This window comes from Pseudomonas sp. 2,4-D (assembly GCF_030418155.1).
Lineage (GTDB): Bacteria > Pseudomonadota > Gammaproteobacteria > Pseudomonadales > Pseudomonadaceae > Aquipseudomonas > Aquipseudomonas alloputida.
The window spans coordinates 185,171-208,295 of record NZ_JAUHUI010000002.1; the positions used below are offsets into that span (position 1 = coordinate 185,171).

Consider the following 23,125-nt stretch of genomic DNA (forward strand, 5'->3'; position numbering starts at 1 on the left):
TTTCATGAGGAGGCCCCCGCTATGGACACCACTTTGCCGTCAGATGCGCAGGCCGCCATCGATGCCTTCCAGGACGGCATCATCGGCAGGCGCCTGCCACCCTGGTTGCGTCATGCACCTGCTGAGCAACTGCCTGAGATCGGCAAGGCATTGTCAAACAGCCTTCGCTGCTGTGAGCAAGTGAACACGGTGCTGCGAGGTATCGAGGGCATCGACAGTTTCGTCGCATCAGCCCTGGGGAAGGCCCTCGACCAGCGTTATGGGCTTGGCCGTAACCCGTACTCGCTCAGGTTTCTGGAGGGCCGCCGGGAAGCTGTGATCAACAGTCAGCCAGTGGGCGCACACCTGACTACCGTGGTCTATGAAGAAAAGCCGCTGCTCGAAGTCGCATTGCGCAACTTCACGGCCGCGCAGGCGCAGGAAGGTGGCCAGCCGCGCGGTAACCGCCTGCTTCTTCCACGCCACGGCACGGTCAAACCCCCTACGAGCATCGAGTTTGCCGGACTGTGTCGTGAGCTGGACCTGGGTGAGCGCTATCAACGTCATCTGGATGCCATACTCACGCCCACTGGCAGTGCCGAGCGCCTGGTATCACTGCTTGTGGATGCCACGCGCTACACCATGCTTGTGGACGCCTACAAAGCCAGGCAAGAGGGAACGCTGGATGCCAGCGAACTCAATGTGATGGTAGCTGTGTGCGAGAAGGGGAAGCTGCCGCGCTTGGCGGGCGACCTTGTGCAGGCCAGGCAACTGAAATTGCTGGGTTGCCAGATTGAGCAGGTGACCGTGTTCGTGGTGGTCGAGCAGGGCGTCCTGTTCAACACGACGCGTCGGGTGTTGCTTTACGTGCCTGGAGACCCTTTTTCGCCCTGGCGCGCGTTCGAGAGCCTCGACAAACTGAACCGCGAACTGGGCCGTCGCTTGCGAGACAAGGCTTACCAGCGTTTTTTCAGCCGCTTCGTGCTGCGGCGCGACAGCCAGGCTTTTTTCGCCCAGGTCGCGGAGCGCTTCGATGGCCTGCCGGGCTGGGCTTTTCGCGATCTCGAACCGCGCTTGCAGGCTTACCCGCAGCCGTTGTTCATCAGCCTGGCACAGGCACGTATCCACCAGATCAAGGACGATGCGGCGATGATCGCGGTCCCTGTGGCCAGGCTGGATCGTGAGGTTCAGCGCCAGCATGACCTGCGCCTTGCCGCCGAAGGATGGGCGCTGCTCAACCTGGCCAGTTTCTTTGTGCCTGGGCTTGGCCTGGCGCTGCTGGCCGTGACGGCCTACGAACTACTGGGTGAGGTCTATCATGGCGCCGAGGCCTGGCAGCAAGGCGATCGTCAGGAGGCGCTCGACCATTTGACCCATGTGGCGACAGACCTTGCCGTGCTGGCGACCGCGGTCGCCGGGGTGGGTGTGGCTCGACGGGTTTGGGCGCGCTCTGCGAAGGTCGATGCCATGGTGCCGGCTCGGCTGGAGGACGGCACTGAGAAACTCTGGCAACACGACTTGACCCCGTTTCAAAGCCAAGCCCCCGTGGCAGCCTCGAGCCCGGACGCCTTGGGTATTCGGCGTCAGGACGGGCGGGCCTGGATCGAAATGGACGGGCATCACTATTGCTTGGCAGAGGCGGGTGATGATCAATGGCAGTTGCATCCGGTCGACGGCCACGGGCCGTTGCTGCGCCACAATGGCGCAGGTGCTTGGCGGTTGTGGAGCGAGCAACCGGCACGGTGGACCGACAAATACCGCATGTTCCGGCGTTTGGGCGAACCCTTCAGTGGGCTGAATGACGAACAGATCGATCAGGTTCTGCTGTTCCACGGCCTTGATGGCGACGACCTGCGTGGCCTGCATGTACACGCCCAGGCACCGAGCCCCGGCATGATCGACAGTGTGGAACGGGTCAGGCTTGATCAACGCATCCGCAGCATGATTGGCCGTCTGCGCAGCGGCGAGCCGGTAGCAGATACAACAGTGCTCGATCACGCTCGGCGCCTGCCAGGTGCGAGTGGCCTGACAGATCAGGCACTGGCCGCGCTGGCATGGACGCAGCGCCGAACACTGCTGCAGCACCTTTTCGAAGCCTTGCAGCCCAGCGACACCCCTGGCAGTGCGGCGCTGCGCCGGGTGTTCCCGGGGCTGAGCGCGCGCACTGCGCAAGCATTGGTACGGGCCGCCAGCAGCGTGGATCGCACGCGGCTGCGGTCCAGCGGAAGGGTTGCATTGGGGCTGGCCGAGGCGGCAAGGGGCAGTGTGCTGGCTACCCGTCAGGCTCGGGTATTTGAGGCGTTTTACCTTGATACGCCGCAGCATGCAGACCTTGCACGGGTGGTGTTGGGCTTGCTGCGGTATGTACCCGGTGGCGAACAAGGTGTGTGCTGGCGTTTGTACGAAGGTTGCCTGGGCGGGCCGATACTGGCGAAGACCGAGCAAGGGCAGCGGGCGTTCGATCTGGTGCACGTGAACGGTACGTTTCAACTGCATGGCAGCCAGGGCACGGCGCTGGGTGAGGCAGGTGAGTTGTTTGACGTCATGGCGCCAGCCTATACCGAAGCGCAGAGGGCGGCGATGGGGATCGGCGATCCATTTGCGCACAACCTCAGGGTGATACTGGCGCGCGAAGCGGCACGCCATCGTGATGAGATCAGTCGTTTGCTTGGCGCGGTACGCCCAGGTGCTGTCCGAGGGCCCATGCGCTTGGCCGATGGACGTATTGGCTACCCGCTGGGTGGTGGCGGAGTAGGTGGTTTCGCATCAAGGGGTAGTGCCCTGAGGGCCACGCTGCGCGATCTCTTTCCGTGGTTGAGTGATGAGCAGGTCGAGACCTTCGCCGATGACGCCAGGCGTTCAGGGCAGCAGATTGAACACGTACTGGCTGACCTTCGCAATGAGTTCGCCATCCTGCGCATGACACTGAATACCTGGGTGGCACGAGGACAGGGCGATGTCAGGGAAGATCGAGAGGCTCTACGCCAGACGTTGTTCAATTGCTGGCGGCGGTCGGTGGGCGTGGGGGAACTGCAAATAAATGCACAGGAAAACCTCCACGTCATGTTCTGCAATTTCAGATCGAGCGGCTTGCCCAACATACCCCCACAGGTCAGCTTCAGAGGTGTGACCAGCCTGTCGCTGCTGCACCTTGACCTTCTGGAGGTGCCCAGCAGCCTATTGCTGGCTTTCCCTAACCTGCAAACCCTCGATCTGGGAGGGAACCTGTTGACGCGCCTTCCGCAGCCGTTGCTACAGATAGCGCAGCTGCGGCATCTGAGCCTGACCAACAACCGGATCGTCCTGAACATTGCACAAACCGCCACATTGGCCAGTTGCACGAGCCTGCAGTCTCTCGACCTGTCCCACAACCCCCTGGGGAGCCGGTTCACCTTGGCGGGTTTGGCTGAATTGCGTTGGCTGAACTTGCGCGACACACAGATCTCGCAGTTTCCACTGGGCGTGTTCGACAACGCTCAGTTGGTATCCGTTGACTTGCGTGATAACCGGATCAGGTACATTCCAGAGGGTTTCTATCAGTTGCCCGTGTGGCAGCGGCGGCGGTTTCGTTTGAATGCGAACCCCTTGGGCGAGGCCCAAACGTTGCGCTTGCAGGCGTCGTTGAGTAGCGACGGTCCTGCCCTCGACGAAGAGCAAGTGCTTCTGCGGATGAATCACGCGCGTGAAGTATGGGGGGATGCGGTGGCCCCGGAGCATCGCGGCTTGATGCTTGCTGCCTGGGACACGCTGGATGCGGGGCAGGACGCCGAGCGTTTTTTCCGCGTGCTTCGCCAGTTGTTGCTGTCCGAGGACTTTCGTGTCAATGCGCGTGCACTGGGCAATCGGGTAATGGCGGTATTGCAAGCGATGGCCATTACGCCAGAGCTGCGGCAGAACTTGTTGTCAGTGGCCAATGATGAGTGGGGGTGCCAGGACGGTGCAACCTGGTGCTTGAGCAACCTTGAACTGAATTTGCTGGTTTGGCAGGTTGAGCACGCGGCTCAGGGAGAAAGCGAACGCGCTTTGCTAGACCTGGGCAGACGTTTATGGCGCCAGGATGCAGTCGACATGTTCGCTACCCGATGGGCGCTACAGCATGGCAGGACGCTGGAAGGAAGCGAGGTGGGGTTGGCTTTCAGGATCGGGCTGAGGGAGCGTCTCGACCTGCCATTGCAGGTGGGAGAAATGAGCTTTCTTGCGATCTCAGGCGTCCTGGATGCGGACCTTGCAGAAGCAGAGGCTGCAGTGCGAGATGCAGAAACCCCGGAAGAGGTTGCCCGCTCCATGGTTGACCGTGGATTCTGGCAGGCGCACCTGGAGCGTTCCCATCCTGAGCGATTTGCTGCGGTCGACCTGCCGTTCAGAAGGCAGCTTGAAAGTGTGCTTGACGACGAAGCGCTGAGCGAAGGTGCCAGGATCGACCAGGCGGATGCCATTCGTGATGCTCAGCGCGCTGCACGCAGAGGGCTGATGCTGGATATGACGATTCACGCGATGGAAGTTGGACCCAAGGGGCCATCTATCGATGTGCGTTGACATGCGCTTAGATCAAGGGCTGCCTGGCCCTGCCAAAGCGGCTTTGGGCTATGCTCAATCGTGCTGACAGTGGTTTGTACCAGCGCCGTAGTCTTGGCTTCAGGTGGCTCGGAAATCGACAGTTACTTTTGCACACCCCGTTCCGCAATGAACTGGTTTAGGCTCCCTGTCGGATTTTTCTCCATGATCTGTAGTCATTGGTTTATCGAGACAATAAGGAGATACGCATGCTTGTCCGGTCACTGACCCTCGCAACCTTGCTTGCTGTTGCCGGCCCCCTGTTTGCCGCAGACAGTGATGCGCCTCTGGCCAAGGAACTGGGCAAGGCCAGACCATTGGTGGTTATCGCTCCCAGCAGTGCCGACCCGACGTTGCGAGGGCTGAACAAGGCGCTTGAGGACCCGGCCACCCAGGCAGCGTTCAAGGAGCGCAACCTTGTCCTTTACAGTGTCGCCAACATGATGGGCAAGCGAGAGGACAAGAACCTGGAGCAGCAGACCACAATGGCCCTGATTCGGGAGCTGAAGCTGGGGGCGAGCAAGGGTACCAAGGTGATTCTGGTGGGCAAGGACGGTGAGCGGCACATGCTCAAGGACGACGACACCGGCGAGGCCATCGACCCACAGGTGATCCTTAAAGCGGTCGATGAACTGCCTGCCAGCGAAAAGGCGGTGGCGGCGCCCGAGCCCGTAGCGGCGGCCCCGCAAGCCAAGGACAAGGACAGCAAGCCGGCCAAGCCCGCCAAGCCAGCGGCCCCGCCCAAACCGCTGGAAGACTGATCACGCCTCATGGCCCCAAGCCAACTTGGGGCCCGTTGACGGGTGGTGTGTATCGCACTGTATCTGCCTGTGCTGCAGACCTACTGCCATACAAAAGTGCGCCTGGCACGATACATCCCCGACAAACCGCAACTGCCTAATGGCTCCACTTACCAACCCCAGTGGAGCTGCATCATGACTCAAGCAAGAAACACCCTCGGGCTGCTCGGCGCCGCCCTGATCGGCAGCATGGCATTGAGCAACAGTGCATTCGCCGTCGAGCCGCTGGCTCAAGGTTACCAACTGGCCTCGGCCAAAGTGGCCGGCGAGGGCAAGTGTGGTGAAGGCAAGTGCGGGGGGAGCGGCAAGGCTTCCCAGAGCGAAGGCAAGTGCGGTGAGGGTAAATGCGGCGCCGGCGCCAAGGCCGGGGCTGAGGGCAAGTGTGGTGAAGGCAAGTGCGGTGACGCCTCGTTCGCCAAAACCGACAGCAATCACGATGGCAAGGTCTCGCGCGATGAGTTTCTGGCGGTGGCCAAGGACCGTGCCCCTGATTTCGACAAGATCGACCGCAACCATGACGGTTTCATCTCCGAGCAGGAAGCGGCGGATCACCTCAAGGCGATTTACCAGGCCAATGGCAAGGCCATGCCGGATGGCTTGTTCAGCCACCTGACCGGCAAGCCCTGACTTTCTACCCCATGAAACGCCACAACGCTCCTCCTGCTGGCCAGGTGGGGCGTTGTGCTTGTTGGAGAACTTTTATGTTTCCTGCAATGTTGAACATCGGGCTAGGCTTGCGTCGCGGCCTGTTGCCGGAACTGCTGGCCATGGAGGCCGGCGCAGTGGACTTTCTGGAGTGTGCGCCGGAAAACTGGATTGCCGTGGGCGGCGCCTATGGCAAGGGCTTGGCCCAGTTGGCGGAGCGCTTTGCTGTCACCTGTCATGGGTTGTCTTTATCGCTGGGTGGCAGTGCGCCGCTGGACCGCCATTTCCTCGAGCAGACCCGGCAGTTTCTCGATCGCTACCAGGTGCGACTGTACAGCGAGCACCTGAGCTACTGCAGTGATGACGGGCACCTGTACGACCTGATGCCCATCCCGTTCACCGATGAAGCCGTACACCATGTGGCCGCGCGCATACGCCAGGCTCAGGAGCAGCTGGAGCGACGCATTGCCGTGGAGAACATCAGCTACTATGCCGCGCCGTATCAGGCGATGAGCGAACTCCACTTCATCCAGGCGGTGCTCGAAGAAGCGGATTGTGACCTGCTGCTGGACGTCAACAATGTCTATGTCAACGCCTGCAACCATGGCTACGACGCCCAGCAATTCCTTGCAGGCTTGCCCCAGGCGCGCGTGACCGGGATGCACGTTGCCGGGCATTACGATGAAGCGCCGGACCTCAAAGTGGATACCCATGGGGCCGCCGTGAAGGAGGATGTCTGGGCGTTGTACGCCAGCGCTTGCGTGCGCTTTGGTGTCAAGCCGACGGTGCTTGAACGTGATTTCAACTACCCGCCCTTGGCCGAACTGTTGGCCGAGACGGCGCGTATGCGTGCTGTGCAATGCGCTGCCGGAGGGCAGGCAGATGAATGAGACTCTGCGTGCGCAGCAGTATGCCTTGGCCCGTCACCTGCGCGACCCACAGCGCCATGCCCCGCCGCCCGGCGTCGAGGCCCGGCGCCTGAAGGTTTACCGTGAGTTGTTCTATGGCGCTATCGAAGGCTTGCTGGCTGGCAGCTTCCCGGTGATGCGCCAGGCGTTGGGCGAGCAGCGCTGGCATGCCCGAGTACGTGATTTCTACGCCAGTTACCGTTGCCAGACGCCGTTGTTTACCGAAATTGCCGAGACGTTCGTCGACTACTTGCAACATGTGGCGCTGGACACCCCTTGGCAGCTGGAGCTGGCGCACTATGAGTGGGTCGAGGCGCAACTGTACCTGAGCGATGCCGAGGACCCGGCGCATGACCCGGGTGGTGATCTGTTGGCTGGAGAGCCGTTGTTGTCTTGTGTGGCGCGGGTCCTGGCCTATCGTTGGCCGGTGGAACGCATTGGCGTGGACTACCAGCCAACGGCTACCCCAGCATCGCCGAGCTTGCTGCTGGTTTATCGCGATGCCCGGTTGCAGGTGCGCTTTGCCCGGTTGGCACCTATGGCCTATCGGTTGCTGGTGGAGCAGGGGACTGGAAGAGAGCGGCTGCAGGCATTGGGCGGGGATGTGCAGCAAGGGTTGGCATTGTTGGAGGCATTGCGCGAGCAGGGCGTCATTGTCGGAACAGTTTGAAGGCATAGGGGGCTGCGCAGCAGCCCCCAACCCTCATCTGCCGAACCGCATGCCAAGCCAATGATCGAGGCTGAGGCGCCCGGCGCCCTTGAGCAGCAGTGGCAGCAACGCCACCAGGTAGATCAGCGGCAACTTGTAATTGCCGAATCCCTGGTCGGTAATCGCATAGCCTTGGGCCAGCTCCGCCAGGCCCGACCAGTGCGCCGGCCAGTGCACTGCCGCTATCGCTACAACGGTTACCACCATCAAACCCAACGATGCCAGCCGGGTACCCAGGCCCAACAGCAGCAGCAACGGCAGCACCAACTCGGCCCACATCGACAGCTGCCAGTTCAGCTCCGCGGGCAGCAGGTTGAAGGGGAACGGGAAGCTGGACTGCAGGTCGGCGAACCAGTTGCTGCCGTTGAATTTCTCCAGGCCGGATTCGAAAAACTCCCAGGCCAGAAATACCCGTAATGGCACGTCGGCACTCCAGCTGCCGAGGCGATCAACGGTGGTCAGGGTACGGGTCAAGGTCGTCATTTGCGGTTCTCTCTTCAGGCAAGGGCGCGGGTGCTGCGACGTTGTTTACGGGCCACTTTGGCGGTGAGCTTGATGGCGATGGCGCTGAACATGAGGGCGAACGCCAGCGGGTACCACCCCCCCATGGGGATACGCTTGTAGAACGACAGGCAGAACACGGCAGCCAGTACCCACATGCCGCTGCTGTGCAGCGCTTGCCAGGCACGGCCGCCCAACAGCCGCATGGGGGCCTTGAACGAGGTGGCGGTAAGCAGCAGCAAGAACAGGTAGCCGACTGTGCCGGGCAGGCTGGAAGTAAGTGTGCGGCCGGCCCAGAACAGCTCGGGGAATTGCTGGGCGTAGCGATAGATCAGCACGCCGTGCACGGTGTGGGAGAACGCGAATGCCAACCCCAGGTAGCGTCGCTCCTGCAGGATGCGGCGGCTTGATGTGCCAGGCAGCAAGGTCACCAGCGAGGAGGCCAGGAACGCTAGCAGGAACAGTGCGAACGAGCTGCGTGCGGTGGCACGAATGGCACTGCGCAAGCCGTCCGGGTCAGGTTGGCTGGCCAGGACTACGGCGGTCATCGCCAAGGTCAGGCCAGCGAGGGCGGCGAACAGCTTCCAGCCGGAGGGTAAGGTGAGGGCTTTCATCAGGGACTCCCGGGGTGTGGTTGTGTGACCGGGAGTGTCTCGAGGCGGGGTATCTGCAGTGTGTCAGTGGGATGCAGTTGTGTATCTGTTTGTAGAGGCGACCTCGCGCTTTACAGGAGCGGCCCGATCGAGATCCAAGGCCGTTCCTGCCAACGATCGCACTTCAGGTGAGTTCGATCTGCGCGCACAACCCGCCCTGTTCGCGGTTGCTCAGGGTCAGCCGCCCCCCCATGGCCTGGATCAGCTGGTGGGCAATGGCCAGTCCCAAACCGGTGCCACCCGTGCTGCGATTGCGTGAACCTTCCACCCGGTAGAACGGCTTGAGTACTTCATCCAGCTCGTCACCGGGTATCCCTGGCCCGTTGTCAAGCACGCGGATGATGGTGGTACTGCCCTCGCGGGATACTTGCAGCTCGGCAGCACCTGCAAACTTCAGAGCGTTGTCGACCAGGTTCACCAGTACCCGGCGCAGCGCATGCGGGCGGGTCTCCAGCAGAGTCCCGCTGCTGCCGTGGCGTTCGACCTGGGCGCCGCTGTCCTGGTAGTCGAATACCAGGCTGTCGAGAAAGGCATCAAGGTTGACCCGGCAGGTCGCTTCGGTGCTGCTGTCCATGCTGCGGGCATACGCCACGCCTTCGCGCACCAGGTGTTCCATTTCATTCAGGTCGCTCCAGAACTTGTCCCTTTCGACCCCCTCATCCATCACTTCGACCCGCAACTTCATGCGAGTGATCGGGGTTTGCAGGTCGTGGGAAATGGCCGCCAGCAACTGCATGCGTTCCTTGAGGTGGGCAGCAATGCGCGCCTGCAGGGCGTTGAAGGCCACGGCAGCGTAGCGCACCTCGCGTGGGCCGCTTTCATCCAGTTGTACGCCGGGCTGGTCCGGGTCGAGGTTGTCCACTGCCCGGGCCAGACGGGTTAGCGGGCCGATGGCCAGGCGTACCGCCAGCCAGGTACACAGCAACAGCACAGCCAGCTGAATCAGCAGTACCACGGGCAACCAACGGGCTACCGGGACTGGTGCTGGTGTCACGTCGATGGTCAGTGGCGCGCCGTCGGCCAGGTTCAGGTGCGCCTGGAAGTGCGCATTGGGCCCCGGGATTTCCAGGAAGGTCAGGCGGTAGTCGCTGCCAATTGCCTTGACGATCGACGCGGCGGCCATCGGTGGGTCACTGCTGGGCATCGCTTCGCCCGCCAGGCCCTGGTCGAGGCGATAGCGGTAGGTGCGCCGTTCCAGGCGTGGCAGCCAGGCGGCACGCTCGGCTGCGGGCAGGCGGTCAAGGATGGCAACCGAGGTCGCCACGTCCTGTTCGAGGTTGCTGAGCATCATCGAGCGGCTGCTGATATAGCGCTCGTAGGCCTGCAGGCCGAACGACAGACCATAAGCCAACACCAGGCCGGTGAAGAAGATCAGCGCCAGACGCGAGGCCAGGGTGCGCGGCCATTTCATGAAGGGGTCTCGAGCAACTGCACCGGCAGCGAAAACACGTAGCCCTCGCTACGCACGGTCTTGATGCAGCTGGGCTCACGGGCATCGTCACCCAGGCGCTGGCGCAGGCGGCTGACCAGCAAGTCGATGGAGCGGTCGAAGATGTCGGCTTCGCGGCCCTGGGTCAGGTTAAGCAGTTGTTCGCGGCTGAGCACCCGCTGCGGGTGGTCGAGGAACACCCGCAGCAGGCGGTATTCGGCGCCGCTCAAGGCCACCAGGGTTCCTTCGCTGTCGAGCAGGTGGCGCGCGGTGGTGTCCAGGCGCCACTGACCGAAACCCAGCAGGCGGCTGCTTTCGCTGATGGTCAGGTTGGGGGGCAACATGCGTGTGCGGCGCAGTACGGCGTTGATGCGGGCAAGCAGTTCGCGGGCCGAGAACGGTTTGGTCAGGTAATCGTCGGCGCCCATTTCCAGGCCGATGATGCGGTCGGTTTCGTCATTGCGGGCGGTCAGCATCAGCACCGGCGTATTGCGGTGCTTGCCGGCGCGCAGCTCGCGGCACAACAGCAGGCCGTCGTCGCCAGGCATCATGATGTCGAGCACGATCAGGTCGACGCTGTTGGCTTCGAGAAAGGCGCGCATCTGCCGGCCGTCGGCAACGATGCTGGTGCGCAGGCCGTTCTTCTTCAGGTAATTGCCGACCAGTTCGCGGATTTCGCGGTCGTCGTCGACGATCAGGATGTGATCGACGTGTTCCATGCGCTGGGTTCCTGTGCAAAGTGGGTTGGGCGCAGTGTACCGAGCGCGTTCGCCCTTGCCTGCGGGAGTTTGTATTGCAGTGTATCTGGCACGGGTAGGGATACAGCAGGAGGCACATCACAACGTTGGGCGACACATGCGGGATACCTGGCTGACGTGAAATGGCTCTCGACCGGGGAGCAACACTCCCCACCCCCAAGTGTTACCCAGGAGAGATGCCATGAACGTCAAGACTATCGCCAACGCCAGCCTGTTCGCCGTGCTCAGCTTCGGCGCCATCGCTGCCCAGGCCGCCACTGCCCCGATGCAGGATGGCGGGGTCATGCAGTACCGCTACGGTGAGACTCTGGATGTGAAGAAAGTGCTGTCGGTGCAGGACGATCAGAGCAACGCCTGCGGCCTGGTGAATACCCGAATGGACTACCTTGACTCCCATGGCCAGCGGCAAAGCGTGCAGTACCTCACCTATGCCACGGAAGGTTGCCATGAAAACTGATCGGCGCAGGATGCTCAAGGCAGGTGGTTTTGCGCTGGCGCTGACGGGGCTTGGGTTGGCTGGGCACCTGAAGGCACGCGACAGCTACGGCGCCATGCCGTCGCTGTCGGGCGCCAGCCAGTGGTTGAATTCGCCGCCCCTGGATGCCCCGGGACTCAAGGGCAAGGTGGTGCTGGTGGACTTCTGGACCTGGGACTGCATCAACTGCCGGCGCAGCCTGCCGCATGTGAATGATTGGGCGCGGCGCTATGCCGATCAAGGGCTGGTGGTGGTGGGGGTGCACACGCCCGAGTTCGACTACGAGCATGATGTGGCGACTTTGCGGGACAAGGTAGCCCGGTTGGGTATCGGGTATCCGGTGGCGGTAGATAATGACTACAAGGTGTGGAATGCCTGGCGCAACCAGTTCTGGCCGGCGCATTACTTTGTCGACCGCAAGGGGCAGGTGCGCCATGTGCACTTTGGCGAGGGGGATTATGGTGGGCAGGAACAGGTGATACAGGCTTTGCTGGATGAAAAAGGGTGATTCTCCTCTACCGGCCTCTTCGCGGGCATGCCCCACAGGGAGAGTGCAATCAGTAACGTTTGCGCAGTACCTGTGGGAGCGGGCGTGCCCGCGAAGAAGCCAACACTTTTCTATCAGGTGAAACTGGCAAAGTGCGCCTGCATCCGGGCCGCATCCGCCTGCCGCCCGCTGAACAGCTCGAATGCCTTCACCGCCTGGAACACCGCCATGTTGCTGCCATCCAGCGTGCGGCAGCCCAGTGCCCGGGCCGCGCGCAGCAGTTCGGTCTCCAGCGGGAAGTAGATGATCTCTGCCACCCACAGGCGGGGATGCAGCAACGCCACCGGCAGTGGCGTGCCCGGTAGCTTGGCCATGCCCACCGGCGTGGTGTTGACCAGCCCGTCCGCTTCGGCCAAGGCTGTGGCCAGGTCGGTGCCAAGCACGGCGCGCTCCGCGCCGAAATGGGTGTTCAGGTTGTCCACCAACGCCTGCGCACGGGTCGCATCCACTTCGAACAGCACCAGCCGTTCTACCCCTTCACCCAGCAGGGCATGGGCCACGGCCGAGCCAGCGCCACCGGCACCCATCTGCACCACCTGGCGCCGTGCAACGTCGGGCAGGCCACGGCGCAAGCCTTCGGCAAAGCCCAGGCAATCGGTGTTGTGACCGACGCGCTTGCCGTCCTTGAGCACCACGGTGTTTACCGCGCCGATACCTCGGGCCTCGTCGGACAGTTCGTCGAGCAACGGCAGGATCGCCTGCTTGAACGGGTAAGTAATGTTCAGCCCGGTGAAACCGGTATGTTGCGCGGCTTCGAGCAGGCCGGGCAGGGCGCTGTCGTCCAGTTGCAGCTGGTCGGCGTCGATCAGCCGGTACAGGTAGCGCAGGGCCTGGGCGTCGCCTTCGTGTTCGTGCAGGGCCGGGGTACGTGACAGTTGGATGCCGCGGCCGATCAGGCCGGCGAGGATGGCTTGCTGGCTCATGCCGCACGCTCCTGCAACAATTCGGCGAAGTGGCTCAGCGCCATGCGGTAGCCGTGGCTGCCCAGGCCGCAGATGACACCGACGGCGATGGACGATACGAACGACAAGTGACGGAAGGGCTCGCGTTTGTGCACATTGGACAGGTGCACCTCGATCACCGGCAGTTCGCTGGCCACCAGGGCATCGCGGATGGCGACCGAGGTGTGCGTCCAGGCGCCAGGGTTGATCACGATGCCGGCGCAGCGGCCTCGGGCGGCGTGGATCCAGTCGATCAGTTCGCCTTCGTGGTTGGTCTGGCGGAATTCGATTTCCAGGCCGTGGGCCTGGGCAGTATCGGCGCATCCCTGAGCCAGGTCAGCGAGGGTTTCGTGGCCGTACTGGGCAGGCTCGCGGGTGCCCAGCATGTTCAGGTTGGGGCCGTTGAGCACGAGAATAAGGGGCTTCATGACGGGCATCGCTTTGTTGTTGTTGAATGCCCGTAGTTTTGTACTGACTGGTTAGTTCCGTCAATTGGACAAGGTCGTCTCACCGGGAAAGTGGGCGATTATCGAACTTCTTCAGAAGGGATTGGCAAAAAAAAAAGCAGCAGAAAGACTTTGTGAATGTGGGGCTGCAAGGCAGCCCCAGAAAGCTTAAACGGTCCTTCGGACTCCAGCTCGCACACCGTCCACGCCTACGTCATCATGCAAAGAAATCCGCGATGTTTCCGGCAACGCCAACCCGCCTACCAACGCCACCAGCGCAATCACCACCAGGTAGAATGCCGGTGCCAGGCTGCTGCCGGTTTGTCCGATGAGCCAGGTTGCCACCAGCGGCGCTGTGCCGCCAAATAGCGTGTAGGCCACGTTGTAGGTAATCGCCGAAGCGGTGTAGCGGGTACGGGTAGGGAAGCTTTCCGACAGCAATGCTGCGGTAACCACGCCGCTGCACAATGCCCCCACCGCTAGCAGGATCACCCCCAGCAGCGCACCCGACATCGAGCCAGAGCTGGCCAGCCAGTACGCCGGGAACACGCAAAGCATCACCCACAGGCAGGTAAAACCGATGGTCTTGCGCCGCCCCACCCGGTCCGAAAATGCCCCGGCCAGCGGGCAGCCGACTGCAGCGAACAGCAAGGCCACGGTGGTTACCAGCAGTGACTGCGCACGGGTCAGGTTGCCGACCAGTTGCAGGTAGGTGGCGAAGTAGGTGGTGAACATGTAGAACGACAACGCGGTCAGCGAAATGAACGCCCCCAGGTTGCGAATGACCCGGCCATGGTGGCGCAGGGTTTCTTTCAGCGGTGAATGCTCGTGCTCCTTGCCCTGGGCGACGGCTTCGCGGAACGCCGGGGTTTCTTCCATGCGCCAGCGCAGGTACAGGCCGACCAGTCCCAGCGGAGCGGCAATCAGGAACGGAATGCGCCAACCCCAGGCATTCATCGCCTCGGTCGACAGGCTGGCTTCCAGGCCATAAGCGATCACTGCCGCACAGGCAAAGGCGGAAAAGGTCGACACAGGCACGAAGCTGCCATAAAAGGCACGCTTGTCGTCAGGCGCGTGCTCCATCAGGTAGGCGCAGGCCCCGGCATATTCGCCGCCGGCAGAAAAACCCTGCAGGCAGCGGGCCAGGGTCAGCAGCGCCGGGGCTGCCAGGCCGATACTGGCGTAGGTCGGCAGCAGGCCGATCAACGTGGTGGAGCCGGCCATCAGCAAGATGGTCAGCGACAGGATGCGCTTGCGTCCCAGGCGGTCGCCCAAGGCGCCGAAGACGATGCCGCCCAAGGGGCGCAGGGCGAAGGCCACGGCGAACACCGCGAAGGTTTTGAGCAAGGCTACGCTGGCGTCTTCGCTGGCGAAGAACTGGCTGGCGATCAGCGTGGCGAGAAAGCCGTACACGGCGAAGTCGAACCATTCGACGAAATTGCCGATGGCCGAAGCGGCAATCACCCTGCGCAGGGTGGCGGGGGATACCTCATGATGTGCGGACATGCGGGTGCTCTCCGGTTTCCTTTGGCAGCCATGTTGAAAGTGGCGCAGTCGGGCCGCGCCATCGTTATTGTGCTTGCCAGTAGATAGCCGAGCGCTGCAAGGCGCTTTGTCGAGGGCGACCTCGGTATACCTGATTCGACCGGTGCAGCAGGTTACAGCCGGAGCAGCCCCAACGGCCTGTCAGGCCGCACGCTCAAGCACATCCAGCAAATCGATGAATTCCAGGGCCAGTTTATGCCGCGGCGCCAAATGCACCAATGGCACCGAGGCATGGTGCGATTCACGCATCTTGATCGAACTGCTCAGGTACACCGGCAGCACCGGCATGCCTTCGTTGCGCAGCTGCTCGACCAGGGTCTGGTGCAGCGCGGTGCGGCCGGCGAACTGATTGACCACCACACCTTCCACCTGCAGCGCGGGGTTGTGGTCCTGGCGCAGTTCTTCGACCTCGGCCATGACACTGTGCAGGGCCTGGCGCGAGAAACTGTCGCAGTCGAACGGAATCAACAGACGCTCGGCCGCCACCAGCGCGCTGAAGGTGTAGAAGTTCAGCGCGGGTGGGGTGTCGATGTAGATTCGCTCATAGTCCTCGCCCAGCGTCACCAGCAACTTGCGCAGCTTGTTGATCTTGAACTTGCTCTCCAGCTTGCTTTGCAGGTCGCTGAGGTCTGGGCTGGCGGTGACCAGGTGCAGGTTGCGGTAGCGGGTTTCGGTGATTGCCACACGGTGCTTCTTGCCGGCGGCGGTAACCGGCGACAAGGTCTGGCGGAAGAAGTCGGCGATGCCGGGTGGAATGGTGTCGTTGACCAGCCCGGTGAGGTAGAAGGTGGCATTGGCCTGCGGGTCGAGGTCGACCAGCAAGGTTCGGTAGCCCTCGGCGGCGCTGGCAGCGGCGAGGTTGCAGGCGATGCTGGATTTGCCGACGCCACCTTTCTGATTGAAAACCACACGACGCATGAGACGCTCATCCATGAAGTAAAAATGTCAGGTCGGGGTCAATCCTATGACTGAAACGCTGCAGTTTTATGACAGGAATTGTTACAAGCCACCGAATCATCGTTGCCTGTACCGGCATTTTCACGGGTAAGCCCGCCCGATGGGTACAACACAAGACGTTCAGGCAAAAGCGACCCGGTTGCGCCCCTCTTGCTTGGCCCGGTAAAGCGCCCGGTCAGCCTCGCCCAATGCATTCATGGGCTCGCCGTGAGTCTCGCCATCCCAGTGCGTCACCCCCAGCGAAATCGTCACGGCGCCCACCGATTCCACTGGCATCTCCTGTACGGTCACCCGCAACCGTTCGGCCACCGCGGCCGCCACGTTCAGGGTGGCCCCAGGCAGCAGTATCAGGAACTCCTCGCCGCCGGTGCGACACAACAGGTCACCCTCGCGGCAACAACGGCGCATGAGCTCCGCCAGTTGGCGCAGTACCTGGTCGCCCACTTCGTGTCCATGGCTGTCATTTATCCGTTTGAAATGGTCGATATCCAGCGCAATGGCTGCAAACTCCCGGTTTTCAGCCTCCAGTAACGACAGGCTGATTTCCAGGCTGCGGCGGTTGCCCAGGCCGGTCAGCGGATCGGTCTGGGCGTCCCGATTGAGCCGGCCGATACGCTCTTGCAGCAAGTTCAGGCTGAACAGCAACGCGCGCTTGAGCTCTGCCGCCTCGAAGTACCAGGCTCGCACCTGATGCAAGTGCTCGGTGGTACCGGCGCGGTCCATCGTGCGGGCACCGGCGGCGAGTTTCCACAGCGGGCGGGCGATGGTACGGGCCAGCCACCACAGCAGCAGGCTGCCAACCAGCGCCAAGGGCGCCGAACTGGCGATCACGTTCAGCACCAGATGGTGCAGCGGTGCCACCGTCTGCGCCAATGGCTGCTGCGCTACCACGCCCCAGCCGGCGCTCGGGACCGTGGCGAAGCCGGCGAGCATTTCCACGCCCAGGCTATTGGTCAACTGCCGGGTACCGCTGTCCAGTGTCGCCAACTGGTCGACCAGCGCATTGCCCTCCACCACTGTGCCTACCCGCTCGCTATTGGGGTGGTACAGCAGGCGTCGGTTGCGGTCGACCACATATAGGTACGAACCGTCCTTGTAGAAATGCTCGCCCAGCAGGCTGTTGAGGATGTTGCGTTCACGCAGGTACAGGCTGCCACCCACATACCCCAGGTAGCGGCCGTTGCGGTCGAAAATGGGTTGCGACAGCGCCACCACCAGGTTGTCCGCCGCCGACAGGTAGGGCGTGGAAACCAGTGGACGGCGTTCGTGCAGGGCTTCCAGAGCGCCGGGTGACTGCACGTGGGTGCCGACAAGGTGGCGTAGCGGGGCGGGGGATACTGCCAGCAGTACACCGTTGGCGTCGATCACGAAGGTGGAGTTGAAGGCCATGCTCTGGCCCAGTACGCGGTCGCTTTCCACCTGCAGCGCTGCGGGATCGCTCAACTGCCGGCTTTGCACGCTGGCGCTGAACATCAGTTGCTGCAAGGCGTTGCCAATGAAGGTTTCGGTGATGCTGGCCAGCTTGGTCGCATACACCCGGTTGGCTTCCAGGGCATTGTCGATCAGTAGCTGGCGCTGCACCCGGTAGCTGGCGAAATAGCTGGCGCACAGCATGACCACTGCGGTAAGGGCGCAGAGCACCAGAATGAGTGTACGTAGATCCAGGCGCAATCCATGCTTGGTGTGTGGCAATCCTGACCTCGGGTGATCGTAAAGGGCGGCTGAACGGAAGTTACCTTGGCGGGCAGCGCTCAAGAGCCTGCCTTGTCCAGCGCATCAAGCTCATCTTCCACCTGTTGCATGCGCTGCTCGACCACGGCCTGTACGTTCACATCGCGGGCGGTTTCGCGCATCAGGGCGGTGAGTTTTTCGCTCAAGCGTTTGCCGGCTTCGGTGTCTTCCAGGGCGCGAGCTTTGGCAGGGTCCTGGGTGGCGGCGACGATGGTGGCGAATTCGGCGTCGCTGAAGTTCTTTTCGCTGTACAGGCGGAACAGGTCCCGGCGCTGGTCCTCGACGGTGAGGTGCTTGCGCAGTACGGCCTGGATGGTCGCTTGCGACAACTGCGGATGACTGCGGCCCAACAGCGCGGACATGCGCTCGATGTTGTGCTTATAGGCGTCCTGCAGCGGCAGCTGGCTGAGGATCTGATCTTCACGGGAGGGTTTCTGATCGCAGGCGGTGAGTGCAGCAGCCAGCAACAGGGGTAACAGCAACTTCGGGAGGCGAGGCATGGTGTGGCCTGGTCGGGCAGTGAAGACTGATGATTATACCGATGTCCGCCTTGCCACGACGAGCCCTGTGATTTGCCTTGAGCGGCACGCTACGGTAGAACCGTGCGCTCCCAACCACACTGGCAATAGCCCGATGCCGAACTGGACCCTGCAACCTGTAGCGCGTGAAACCATTGCCGAAGTGCTGGCGTTTGTCGACAGCGCCCGGCGCGCGCTTTTCCCGATGCTCGCCAACGCACCCTTGCCGCATGACCTGGCGCATTTCGCCGACACTTACCTGGACGGTGCCGGCTGCTTTCTGGAAGCCCGTGAGGGTGGGCGGCTTGTTGCGGTGATCGGTTACTTGCCCTATGACCATCGCTTTGCCCAGCTTGATTACTGCGCAGAGCGAGTAGTCGAGGTGGTGCGGCTGTTCGTGTTGCCGGCCTACCGCAGGCATGGCCTGGCTGCTGCCTTGTTTGGTGCCTTGCGCGAACGGGCGATGCAGGCAGGCTTCGACTGCCTTTACTTGCATACTCATCCGTTTCTGCCGGGTGCCATTGCCTTCTGGGAGCGGCAAGGGTTCACGGTGGTGGATGTGGAGCAAGATCCGGTGTGGCAGACCACGCACATGCAGTTGCGATTACGCTGAGCTGTGGGAACGTGCCTGTTGGCGATGACGCAAGAGCATGGGCAGGCTACCAGGTTCAGGGGGCGCGAAAGCGCAGGATCCGCGCGCCGTCGAAAGGGTCGATGAGGTAGTGGGCGTGGACGCCGAAGGTGCTCAGCAGGCGCTCTGGGGTAAGCACTTCGAAGGGTTTGCCGAGGGCGACCAGACGGCCCTTGTCGAGAACCGCGACACGGTCGCAGGTCAGCGCCTGGTTGAGGTCATGCAGCGCCACCAGGGTGGTGACCGGCAGCGCCTGCACTTGTTGCAGCAGGCTTAGCTGATGCTGAATGTCCAGGTGGTTGGTCGGTTCGTCCAGCAGCAGCACCTGCGGCCGTTGGGCCAGCGCGCGGGCGATGTGCACACGCTGGCGCTCGCCACCGGACAGCGACCCCCACTGGCGCGTGCGCAGGTGCAGGGCGTCGAGGTCGGCCAGGGCTTGCTCGACGATGGCGCAGTCTTGCCGGGAGAACGGTGCCAGGGCCGAGAGCCACGGCGTACGGCCCAAGGCAACCGCGTCGAACACACTGATCGCATCGAGGGTGTCGGCCTGCTGCTCGACCAGCGCCAGCGCCTGGGCAACACGTCGGCGGGGCATCTGTGCCAATGGCTCACCCAGGAGCTGCACGCTGCCGCAGGCGGGTGTGCGCAGCCCTGCCAGCAACTTCAACAGCGAGGATTTCCCCGAGCCGTTGGGGCCGACGATGCCCAGGGTTTCACCGGCGACAACGCGAAGGTCGATATCGCTGAGCACGGTATTGCCGGCCAGTTGCAGCCCCAGCCCATGGCAGGTCAGCGGAGAGATGCGAACAGTTGCCATGGCTGTCATGGGCGCCCCCGACGGCTGACCAGAATCAGCGCGAATACGGGGGCACCGATCAGCGCCGTAACCACGCCCACCGGGATCACCTGGCCGGTGATCAGCGTGCGCGAAAGAATGTCTGCCGCAATCAGGAACAGCGCACCACCCAGTGCGCTGGCGGGCAACAGACGGCTGTGCCCGGGGCCGAGCAGAAGGCGCAGGGCATGGGGTATAACCAGCCCGACAAAACCGATGGCGCCGACAATGGACACCATCACAGCCGTCACCAGCGCTGCACAACTGATCAGCAGCAACTGGGTGCGCCGCACCGGGATGCCCAGCGAGGCGGCCGAATCGGCCCCGAAGGTAAAGGCATCCAGCGCACGGCGATGCCACAGGCACACCAGCAAGCCGAAAACCGCCACCGGTACGGCCAGCCACACCGAAGGCCAGCGCACGCCGCTCAGGTTGCCCAGCAGCCAGAACAGGATGCCGCGCGCCTGTTCGGCGGTGGCCGACTTGGTGATCAGGAAGGCTGTCAGTGCATTGAACAGCTGCGAGCCGGCGATACCGGCAAGGATGACCTGTGCATTGTTGCTGCTGGGGCCGGCCGCGCGGGCCAGCACCAGCACCAGGGCGAATGCGGCACCGGCACCGATGAAAGCCCCTGCGGACATGCTTAATGCCAGGCTACCCAGGCCCAGCAGGCCGACGAGCACCGCGCCGGTCGAGGCACCGGCAGACAGCCCTAGCAGGTAGGGCTCGGCCAGTGGGTTGCGCAACATCGCCTGCAGGATGACACCGCAGGTGGCCAGCCCGGCGCCGCAAGCGGCCGCGACCAGGGTGCGGGTCAGGCGGTAGTTCCAGACGATGCCGGCGTCGATCGGGTCCACCGGGTAGGCGGCTTGCCACAGGTGGTTGGCCAGCACCTGGCCAACCACGCTGGGCGACAGGTTGGTTTCGCCAATGGCGGTACCGGCCAGCAGGGCGGCCAGGGCAACCGCGATGCAGGGTAAAAGGCGGATCATCACAGGGCTGCTTTACCGCTGGCGAAGGCCGTGGACAGCGTCTGCACGCCGCGGAACAGGCGGATGCCGGCCTGCATGGCGTCGGCGTCGAGGATAATGATGCGGTCGTGCTTTACCGCGTCCATGTTGCGGGTTACCGGGTCACTGCGCAGGAATTCGAGTTTTTTCTGGTAGTCGTCGGCGGGGAAACGGCGGCGGTCCATGCGCGCGATGATCAGCCAGGTCGGATTGGCCTTGGCCAGGGTTTCCCAGCCTACGCTTGGCCATTCTTCGCTGGACTCGACCACGTTGCGCACACCGAGGGTGCGCAACATGAAGTCGGCGACACCCTGGCGGCCGGCCACATAGGGGTCGATGTCCAGGTCGGCGCTGGAGAACCAGAACAGCGCCGAAGTTGCCGACAGGTCCTTGCCGGCCAGTTGTGCCCTGGCGCTGTCGAGGCGCCCTTGCAACTCGGCGTTCAGTGCCGCGCCGCGGTCCTGAACGTCGAAGATCTCGGCCAGTTGGCTGACGCTCTTGTAGATGCTGTCTACCTGGAACGCTTGCAGGCGGGTGCCGTCTGCACCGACCAGGTTGTCCTTGCCCTCGCAGTCCGATGGCAGCACGTAGGTGGGGATCTTCAGCTCATCGAACTGCTCACGGGTGGCGACCACGCCCTGGGCACCGACCATCCATTCGAACTGCGCCGCGACCAGCTGCGGGCGCTTGCCGACCACCGCCTCGAAGCTGGGGTCGTTGTCGGCCAGGCGCGGCACCTTGGCGTTCACCGCCTGGTATTCCGGCAATACGTTGTTGAACCACAGCGAGGTGCCCGCCAGCTTGTCACCCAGCCCCAGGGCATAGAGCAGCTCGGTACCGGCCTGGCCGATGGTGACGGCGCGCTGCGGCGCCTGGGCAAAAACCTGCGGCTTGCCGCAGTTGTCGACCGTCAGCGGATAGTGGGTGGCAGCGGCCTGGGCCAGGCCAGTGAAGCCTAGGCCAGCGAGCAGGGTGGCGAAACGGGGCAGCATGCTGGGCGATCTCCTATCGGACAGTTCTGGTGAGGAACGCACGGACAGGCATCGCCGAGCCCCAGCGGGTGGCTGGGGCAACACGGATGGCCAATCCCGGACACCCCGCCGGTTGGTGAATGTAGGCCGGCAGGTCTCCTGACTGGTGCGTCACGGCCCGGCTCCGGCCTTCCCGGGCGGTAGGCCCAGTGGCATCGATGGAGCAGGCTCGGCACCTACAGTTGCGGGGGCAGTTCCGTTTGGCCCGTATTGGCAGGCCTGGGATTCCCTGTTAGTTCCGTGGTGGAAACCGGCGGCCCGCATGGTAGACCATCGCGTCACCAGGTGAAAACGCTTTTCAGAAGTACTTCAGCCAACGGATGTCACGGCGACGCTGCTTCAGGCGGGCGAACCCGCGCACCGGCAGGTACAGCGAAACCGCCAGCAGTACTGCGCCCAGCCATATCGCTGCAACACCGTCGAAACCGAAGTAGTCGCCATGGTTGAGCCCGAACAGCGCCACGCAGGCCAGGTACAGCAGCTTCAGCACATACAGGTGCAGCAGATAGAAGAACATCGGTGCCGCACCGAACACCGCCAGGGCAGTGATCCAGCGCACCTGGCCGGCCCGCTCGAAAGCGCGTAACAGCAGCAGGCCGCAGCCCAGGGTCAGGGTCAGGAACAGCAGCGACGGTGGGTATTTGGTGATGTTGAAGAAGCTCATCAGGGTTTGCGTGAAGGTTGGGTAACCGCTCCAGGGTGCCCCACCGTAACCGTTGAACATGCGCAGCAGGACAAAGCCAAGCAGCGCGAGCAAACCAGCCACCAGCAGGTGTTGCTGGCGCTGGCCGGCATCGCTGCCGCGGGCGAACCAGGGCCCCAGGCCGTAACCCAAGGCAATGACGCCGATCCACGGCAGTACCGGGTAAGACGTGCGCAAGTGCAGGTTTTCGGAAAACGCCAGCCAGCCGCGATCATGCAGGATTGCCCACGGCACATGCAGGGCTGAATCCACGCCAAAGTGCAGGCCGTCGAGTAGGTTGTGGCCGGCGACGATGCTGGCGCCAAGGGCGAGCAGCGCGGCTCGCGGCAGCCACACCAGCAGCGACAGGGCGATCATGCTGACGCCGATGGCCCAGATCACTTGCAGATAGATCACGCTCGGGGGCAACTGGAAAGTCCAGGCGAAGTTGACCAGGGTGAACTCCAGCACCACCAGGAACAGCCCGCGTTTGAACAGGAACGCCGAGACGTCGCCACGGCCCTGATGCTTCTCGCCATACAGCCAGGCCGAAAGACCGGTCAGCAGGACGAACACAGGCGCACACAGGTGGGCGAGGGTGCGGCTGAAGAAAAGCGCCGGTTCCGTGGTGTCTATGGCCATGGGGTCGCTGACCTGGCGGTGCAGGAGGAAAGTCTCGCGGACATGGTCCAGGAGCATGAACAGGATCACCAGGCCGCGCAGGGCATCGATGCTCTGCAGGCGCTGGGTGATCAGCGTGGGCGTGGCGCTGGCACTTGTCATGGGGTATCTAATAGGAATTGATGTCATGTGAAACGTTATCGTATAACAAGGCGGTGA

At 62.9% G+C, this 23,125-nt stretch carries 22 protein-coding genes and 1 riboswitch; of the genes, 8 read left to right on the forward strand and 14 right to left on the reverse strand.

Annotated features, from left to right (window positions below; all coding sequences use genetic code 11):
* The first annotated feature begins 21 nt into the window (after positions 1-21).
* The 5 genes from QYE47_RS03095 to QYE47_RS03115 all read left to right on the forward strand — a co-directional run bounded on the left by QYE47_RS03095 (position 22) and on the right by QYE47_RS03115 (position 7,556).
* Positions 22-4,515, forward strand: coding sequence for an NEL-type E3 ubiquitin ligase domain-containing protein (locus tag QYE47_RS03095; RefSeq protein WP_070384052.1), 4,494 nt, complete (start codon positions 22-24; stop codon positions 4,513-4,515).
* A 227-nt stretch (positions 4,516-4,742) separates the two neighbouring features.
* Positions 4,743-5,294 (forward strand): DUF4174 domain-containing protein, encoded by a 552-nt coding sequence (locus QYE47_RS03100; protein ID WP_003250449.1) that lies wholly within the window; start codon positions 4,743-4,745, stop codon positions 5,292-5,294.
* A gap of 174 nt (positions 5,295-5,468) precedes the next feature.
* Entirely contained in the window at positions 5,469-5,960 is a 492-nt protein-coding gene (locus QYE47_RS03105) for a hypothetical protein (RefSeq protein ID WP_019437461.1), read from the forward strand.
* Between the two features lie 74 nt (positions 5,961-6,034).
* Positions 6,035-6,868 carry a DUF692 domain-containing protein gene (locus tag QYE47_RS03110; protein ID WP_070384051.1) on the forward strand — a complete coding sequence of 278 codons (834 nt, stop codon included), beginning with the start codon at positions 6,035-6,037 and terminating at the stop codon, positions 6,866-6,868.
* Positions 6,861-7,556: a DUF2063 domain-containing protein gene (locus QYE47_RS03115; protein WP_014591611.1), complete on the forward strand. Its 696-nt coding sequence runs from the start codon at positions 6,861-6,863 to the stop codon at positions 7,554-7,556. The genes QYE47_RS03110 and QYE47_RS03115 overlap by 8 nt, the downstream gene beginning before the upstream one ends.
* 33 nt (positions 7,557-7,589) lie before the next feature.
* Here the strand turns inward: QYE47_RS03115 and QYE47_RS03120 are convergent, their stop codons facing one another.
* The 4 genes from QYE47_RS03120 to QYE47_RS03135 form a co-directional block, all read right to left on the reverse strand.
* Positions 7,590-8,078 (reverse strand): DoxX family protein, encoded by a 489-nt coding sequence (locus QYE47_RS03120; protein ID WP_012052933.1) that lies wholly within the window; start codon positions 8,076-8,078, stop codon positions 7,590-7,592.
* Positions 8,079-8,092: 14 nt separating this feature from the next.
* On the reverse strand, positions 8,093-8,710 hold the full coding sequence (locus QYE47_RS03125; protein WP_014591609.1) for a ferric reductase-like transmembrane domain-containing protein: 618 nt from the start codon (positions 8,708-8,710) through the stop codon (positions 8,093-8,095).
* Positions 8,711-8,873: 163 nt separating this feature from the next.
* Entirely contained in the window at positions 8,874-10,160 is a 1,287-nt protein-coding gene (locus QYE47_RS03130) for a HAMP domain-containing sensor histidine kinase (RefSeq protein ID WP_070384050.1), read from the reverse strand.
* Positions 10,157-10,897 (reverse strand): response regulator, encoded by a 741-nt coding sequence (locus QYE47_RS03135; RefSeq protein ID WP_014591607.1) that lies wholly within the window; start codon positions 10,895-10,897, stop codon positions 10,157-10,159. The genes QYE47_RS03130 and QYE47_RS03135 overlap by 4 nt, the downstream gene beginning before the upstream one ends.
* A 220-nt stretch (positions 10,898-11,117) precedes the next feature.
* Here QYE47_RS03135 and QYE47_RS03140 point away from each other — a divergent pair, with 220 nt between their 5' ends.
* The gene (locus tag QYE47_RS03140; protein ID WP_014591606.1) at positions 11,118-11,393 is read left to right on the forward strand and encodes a DUF2790 domain-containing protein; all 276 of its coding nucleotides are present in this window, start codon (positions 11,118-11,120) and stop codon (positions 11,391-11,393) included.
* A gap of 10 nt (positions 11,394-11,403) precedes the next feature.
* The gene (locus QYE47_RS03145) at positions 11,404-11,919 is read left to right on the forward strand and encodes a thioredoxin family protein (protein WP_070384049.1); all 516 of its coding nucleotides are present in this window, start codon (positions 11,404-11,406) and stop codon (positions 11,917-11,919) included.
* A 113-nt stretch (positions 11,920-12,032) separates the two neighbouring features.
* On the opposite strand, the gene QYE47_RS03150 is transcribed toward QYE47_RS03145, so the two are convergent.
* From QYE47_RS03150 to QYE47_RS03175, 6 genes are all read right to left on the reverse strand, one after another.
* Entirely contained in the window at positions 12,033-12,881 is an 849-nt protein-coding gene (locus QYE47_RS03150) for a shikimate dehydrogenase (protein ID WP_014591604.1), read from the reverse strand.
* The gene (gene aroQ, locus QYE47_RS03155) at positions 12,878-13,327 is read right to left on the reverse strand and encodes a type II 3-dehydroquinate dehydratase (RefSeq protein WP_014591603.1); all 450 of its coding nucleotides are present in this window, start codon (positions 13,325-13,327) and stop codon (positions 12,878-12,880) included. Before aroQ ends, QYE47_RS03150 begins: the two co-directional genes overlap by 4 nt.
* A 186-nt stretch (positions 13,328-13,513) precedes the next feature.
* Positions 13,514-14,851, reverse strand: coding sequence for an MFS transporter (locus QYE47_RS03160; protein WP_014591602.1), 1,338 nt, complete (start codon positions 14,849-14,851; stop codon positions 13,514-13,516).
* 180 nt (positions 14,852-15,031) lie between these two features.
* Entirely contained in the window at positions 15,032-15,808 is a 777-nt protein-coding gene (locus QYE47_RS03165) for a ParA family protein (RefSeq protein WP_014591601.1), read from the reverse strand.
* Between the two features lie 159 nt (positions 15,809-15,967).
* Positions 15,968-17,539: a sensor domain-containing diguanylate cyclase gene (locus tag QYE47_RS03170; RefSeq protein WP_070384048.1), complete on the reverse strand. Its 1,572-nt coding sequence runs from the start codon at positions 17,537-17,539 to the stop codon at positions 15,968-15,970.
* A 59-nt stretch (positions 17,540-17,598) separates the two neighbouring features.
* On the reverse strand, positions 17,599-18,078 hold the full coding sequence (locus QYE47_RS03175) for a hypothetical protein (protein WP_019437463.1): 480 nt from the start codon (positions 18,076-18,078) through the stop codon (positions 17,599-17,601).
* A 133-nt stretch (positions 18,079-18,211) separates the two neighbouring features.
* On the opposite strand from QYE47_RS03175, the gene QYE47_RS03180 reads away from it, so the two are divergent.
* The gene (locus QYE47_RS03180) at positions 18,212-18,709 is read left to right on the forward strand and encodes a GNAT family N-acetyltransferase (protein ID WP_014591598.1); all 498 of its coding nucleotides are present in this window, start codon (positions 18,212-18,214) and stop codon (positions 18,707-18,709) included.
* A 55-nt stretch (positions 18,710-18,764) separates the two neighbouring features.
* Here QYE47_RS03180 and QYE47_RS03185 read toward each other — a convergent pair whose 3' ends face one another.
* The 4 genes from QYE47_RS03185 to QYE47_RS03200 form a co-directional block, all read right to left on the reverse strand.
* Entirely contained in the window at positions 18,765-19,553 is a 789-nt protein-coding gene (locus tag QYE47_RS03185) for an ABC transporter ATP-binding protein (protein ID WP_019437464.1), read from the reverse strand.
* Positions 19,550-20,554, reverse strand: coding sequence for an iron ABC transporter permease (locus QYE47_RS03190; protein ID WP_110159759.1), 1,005 nt, complete (start codon positions 20,552-20,554; stop codon positions 19,550-19,552). The genes QYE47_RS03185 and QYE47_RS03190 overlap by 4 nt, the downstream gene beginning before the upstream one ends.
* Positions 20,554-21,564, reverse strand: a complete 1,011-nt coding sequence (locus QYE47_RS03195; RefSeq protein WP_019437466.1) for an ABC transporter substrate-binding protein — start codon at positions 21,562-21,564, stop codon at positions 20,554-20,556. Before QYE47_RS03195 ends, QYE47_RS03190 begins: the two co-directional genes overlap by 1 nt.
* A gap of 110 nt (positions 21,565-21,674) precedes the next feature.
* Positions 21,675-21,873, reverse strand: a riboswitch (cobalamin riboswitch).
* A 28-nt stretch (positions 21,874-21,901) separates the two neighbouring features.
* Positions 21,902-23,068 (reverse strand): DUF1624 domain-containing protein, encoded by a 1,167-nt coding sequence (locus QYE47_RS03200; RefSeq protein ID WP_070384046.1) that lies wholly within the window; start codon positions 23,066-23,068, stop codon positions 21,902-21,904.
* Positions 23,069-23,125 lie beyond the last annotated feature (57 nt).

Excerpts from the sequence above, each read along its gene's own strand:
- QYE47_RS03190 (WP_110159759.1), bottom strand. The coding sequence starts at position 20,554 with ATGATCCGCCTTTTACCCTGCATCGCGGTTGCCCTGGCCGCCCTGCTG.
- QYE47_RS03095 (WP_070384052.1), top strand. The coding sequence starts at position 22 with ATGGACACCACTTTGCCGTCAGATGCGCAGGCCGCCATCGATGCCTTC.
- QYE47_RS03100 (WP_003250449.1), top strand. The coding sequence starts at position 4,743 with ATGCTTGTCCGGTCACTGACCCTCGCAACCTTGCTTGCTGTTGCCGGC.
- aroQ (WP_014591603.1), bottom strand. The coding sequence starts at position 13,327 with ATGAAGCCCCTTATTCTCGTGCTCAACGGCCCCAACCTGAACATGCTG.
- QYE47_RS03165 (WP_014591601.1), bottom strand. The coding sequence starts at position 15,808 with ATGCGTCGTGTGGTTTTCAATCAGAAAGGTGGCGTCGGCAAATCCAGC.
- QYE47_RS03140 (WP_014591606.1), top strand. The coding sequence starts at position 11,118 with ATGAACGTCAAGACTATCGCCAACGCCAGCCTGTTCGCCGTGCTCAGC.
- QYE47_RS03110 (WP_070384051.1), top strand. The coding sequence starts at position 6,035 with ATGTTTCCTGCAATGTTGAACATCGGGCTAGGCTTGCGTCGCGGCCTG.
- QYE47_RS03185 (WP_019437464.1), bottom strand. The coding sequence starts at position 19,553 with ATGACAGCCATGGCAACTGTTCGCATCTCTCCGCTGACCTGCCATGGG.
- QYE47_RS03200 (WP_070384046.1), bottom strand. The coding sequence starts at position 23,068 with ATGACAAGTGCCAGCGCCACGCCCACGCTGATCACCCAGCGCCTGCAG.
- QYE47_RS03115 (WP_014591611.1), top strand. The coding sequence starts at position 6,861 with ATGAATGAGACTCTGCGTGCGCAGCAGTATGCCTTGGCCCGTCACCTG.
- QYE47_RS03175 (WP_019437463.1), bottom strand. The coding sequence starts at position 18,078 with ATGCCTCGCCTCCCGAAGTTGCTGTTACCCCTGTTGCTGGCTGCTGCA.
- QYE47_RS03150 (WP_014591604.1), bottom strand. The coding sequence starts at position 12,881 with ATGAGCCAGCAAGCCATCCTCGCCGGCCTGATCGGCCGCGGCATCCAA.
- QYE47_RS03120 (WP_012052933.1), bottom strand. The coding sequence starts at position 8,078 with ATGACGACCTTGACCCGTACCCTGACCACCGTTGATCGCCTCGGCAGC.
- QYE47_RS03105 (WP_019437461.1), top strand. The coding sequence starts at position 5,469 with ATGACTCAAGCAAGAAACACCCTCGGGCTGCTCGGCGCCGCCCTGATC.
- QYE47_RS03145 (WP_070384049.1), top strand. The coding sequence starts at position 11,404 with ATGCTCAAGGCAGGTGGTTTTGCGCTGGCGCTGACGGGGCTTGGGTTG.
- QYE47_RS03160 (WP_014591602.1), bottom strand. The coding sequence starts at position 14,851 with ATGTCCGCACATCATGAGGTATCCCCCGCCACCCTGCGCAGGGTGATT.
- QYE47_RS03180 (WP_014591598.1), top strand. The coding sequence starts at position 18,212 with ATGCCGAACTGGACCCTGCAACCTGTAGCGCGTGAAACCATTGCCGAA.
- QYE47_RS03130 (WP_070384050.1), bottom strand. The coding sequence starts at position 10,160 with ATGAAATGGCCGCGCACCCTGGCCTCGCGTCTGGCGCTGATCTTCTTC.
- QYE47_RS03125 (WP_014591609.1), bottom strand. The coding sequence starts at position 8,710 with ATGAAAGCCCTCACCTTACCCTCCGGCTGGAAGCTGTTCGCCGCCCTC.
- QYE47_RS03135 (WP_014591607.1), bottom strand. The coding sequence starts at position 10,897 with ATGGAACACGTCGATCACATCCTGATCGTCGACGACGACCGCGAAATC.
- QYE47_RS03195 (WP_019437466.1), bottom strand. The coding sequence starts at position 21,564 with ATGCTGCCCCGTTTCGCCACCCTGCTCGCTGGCCTAGGCTTCACTGGC.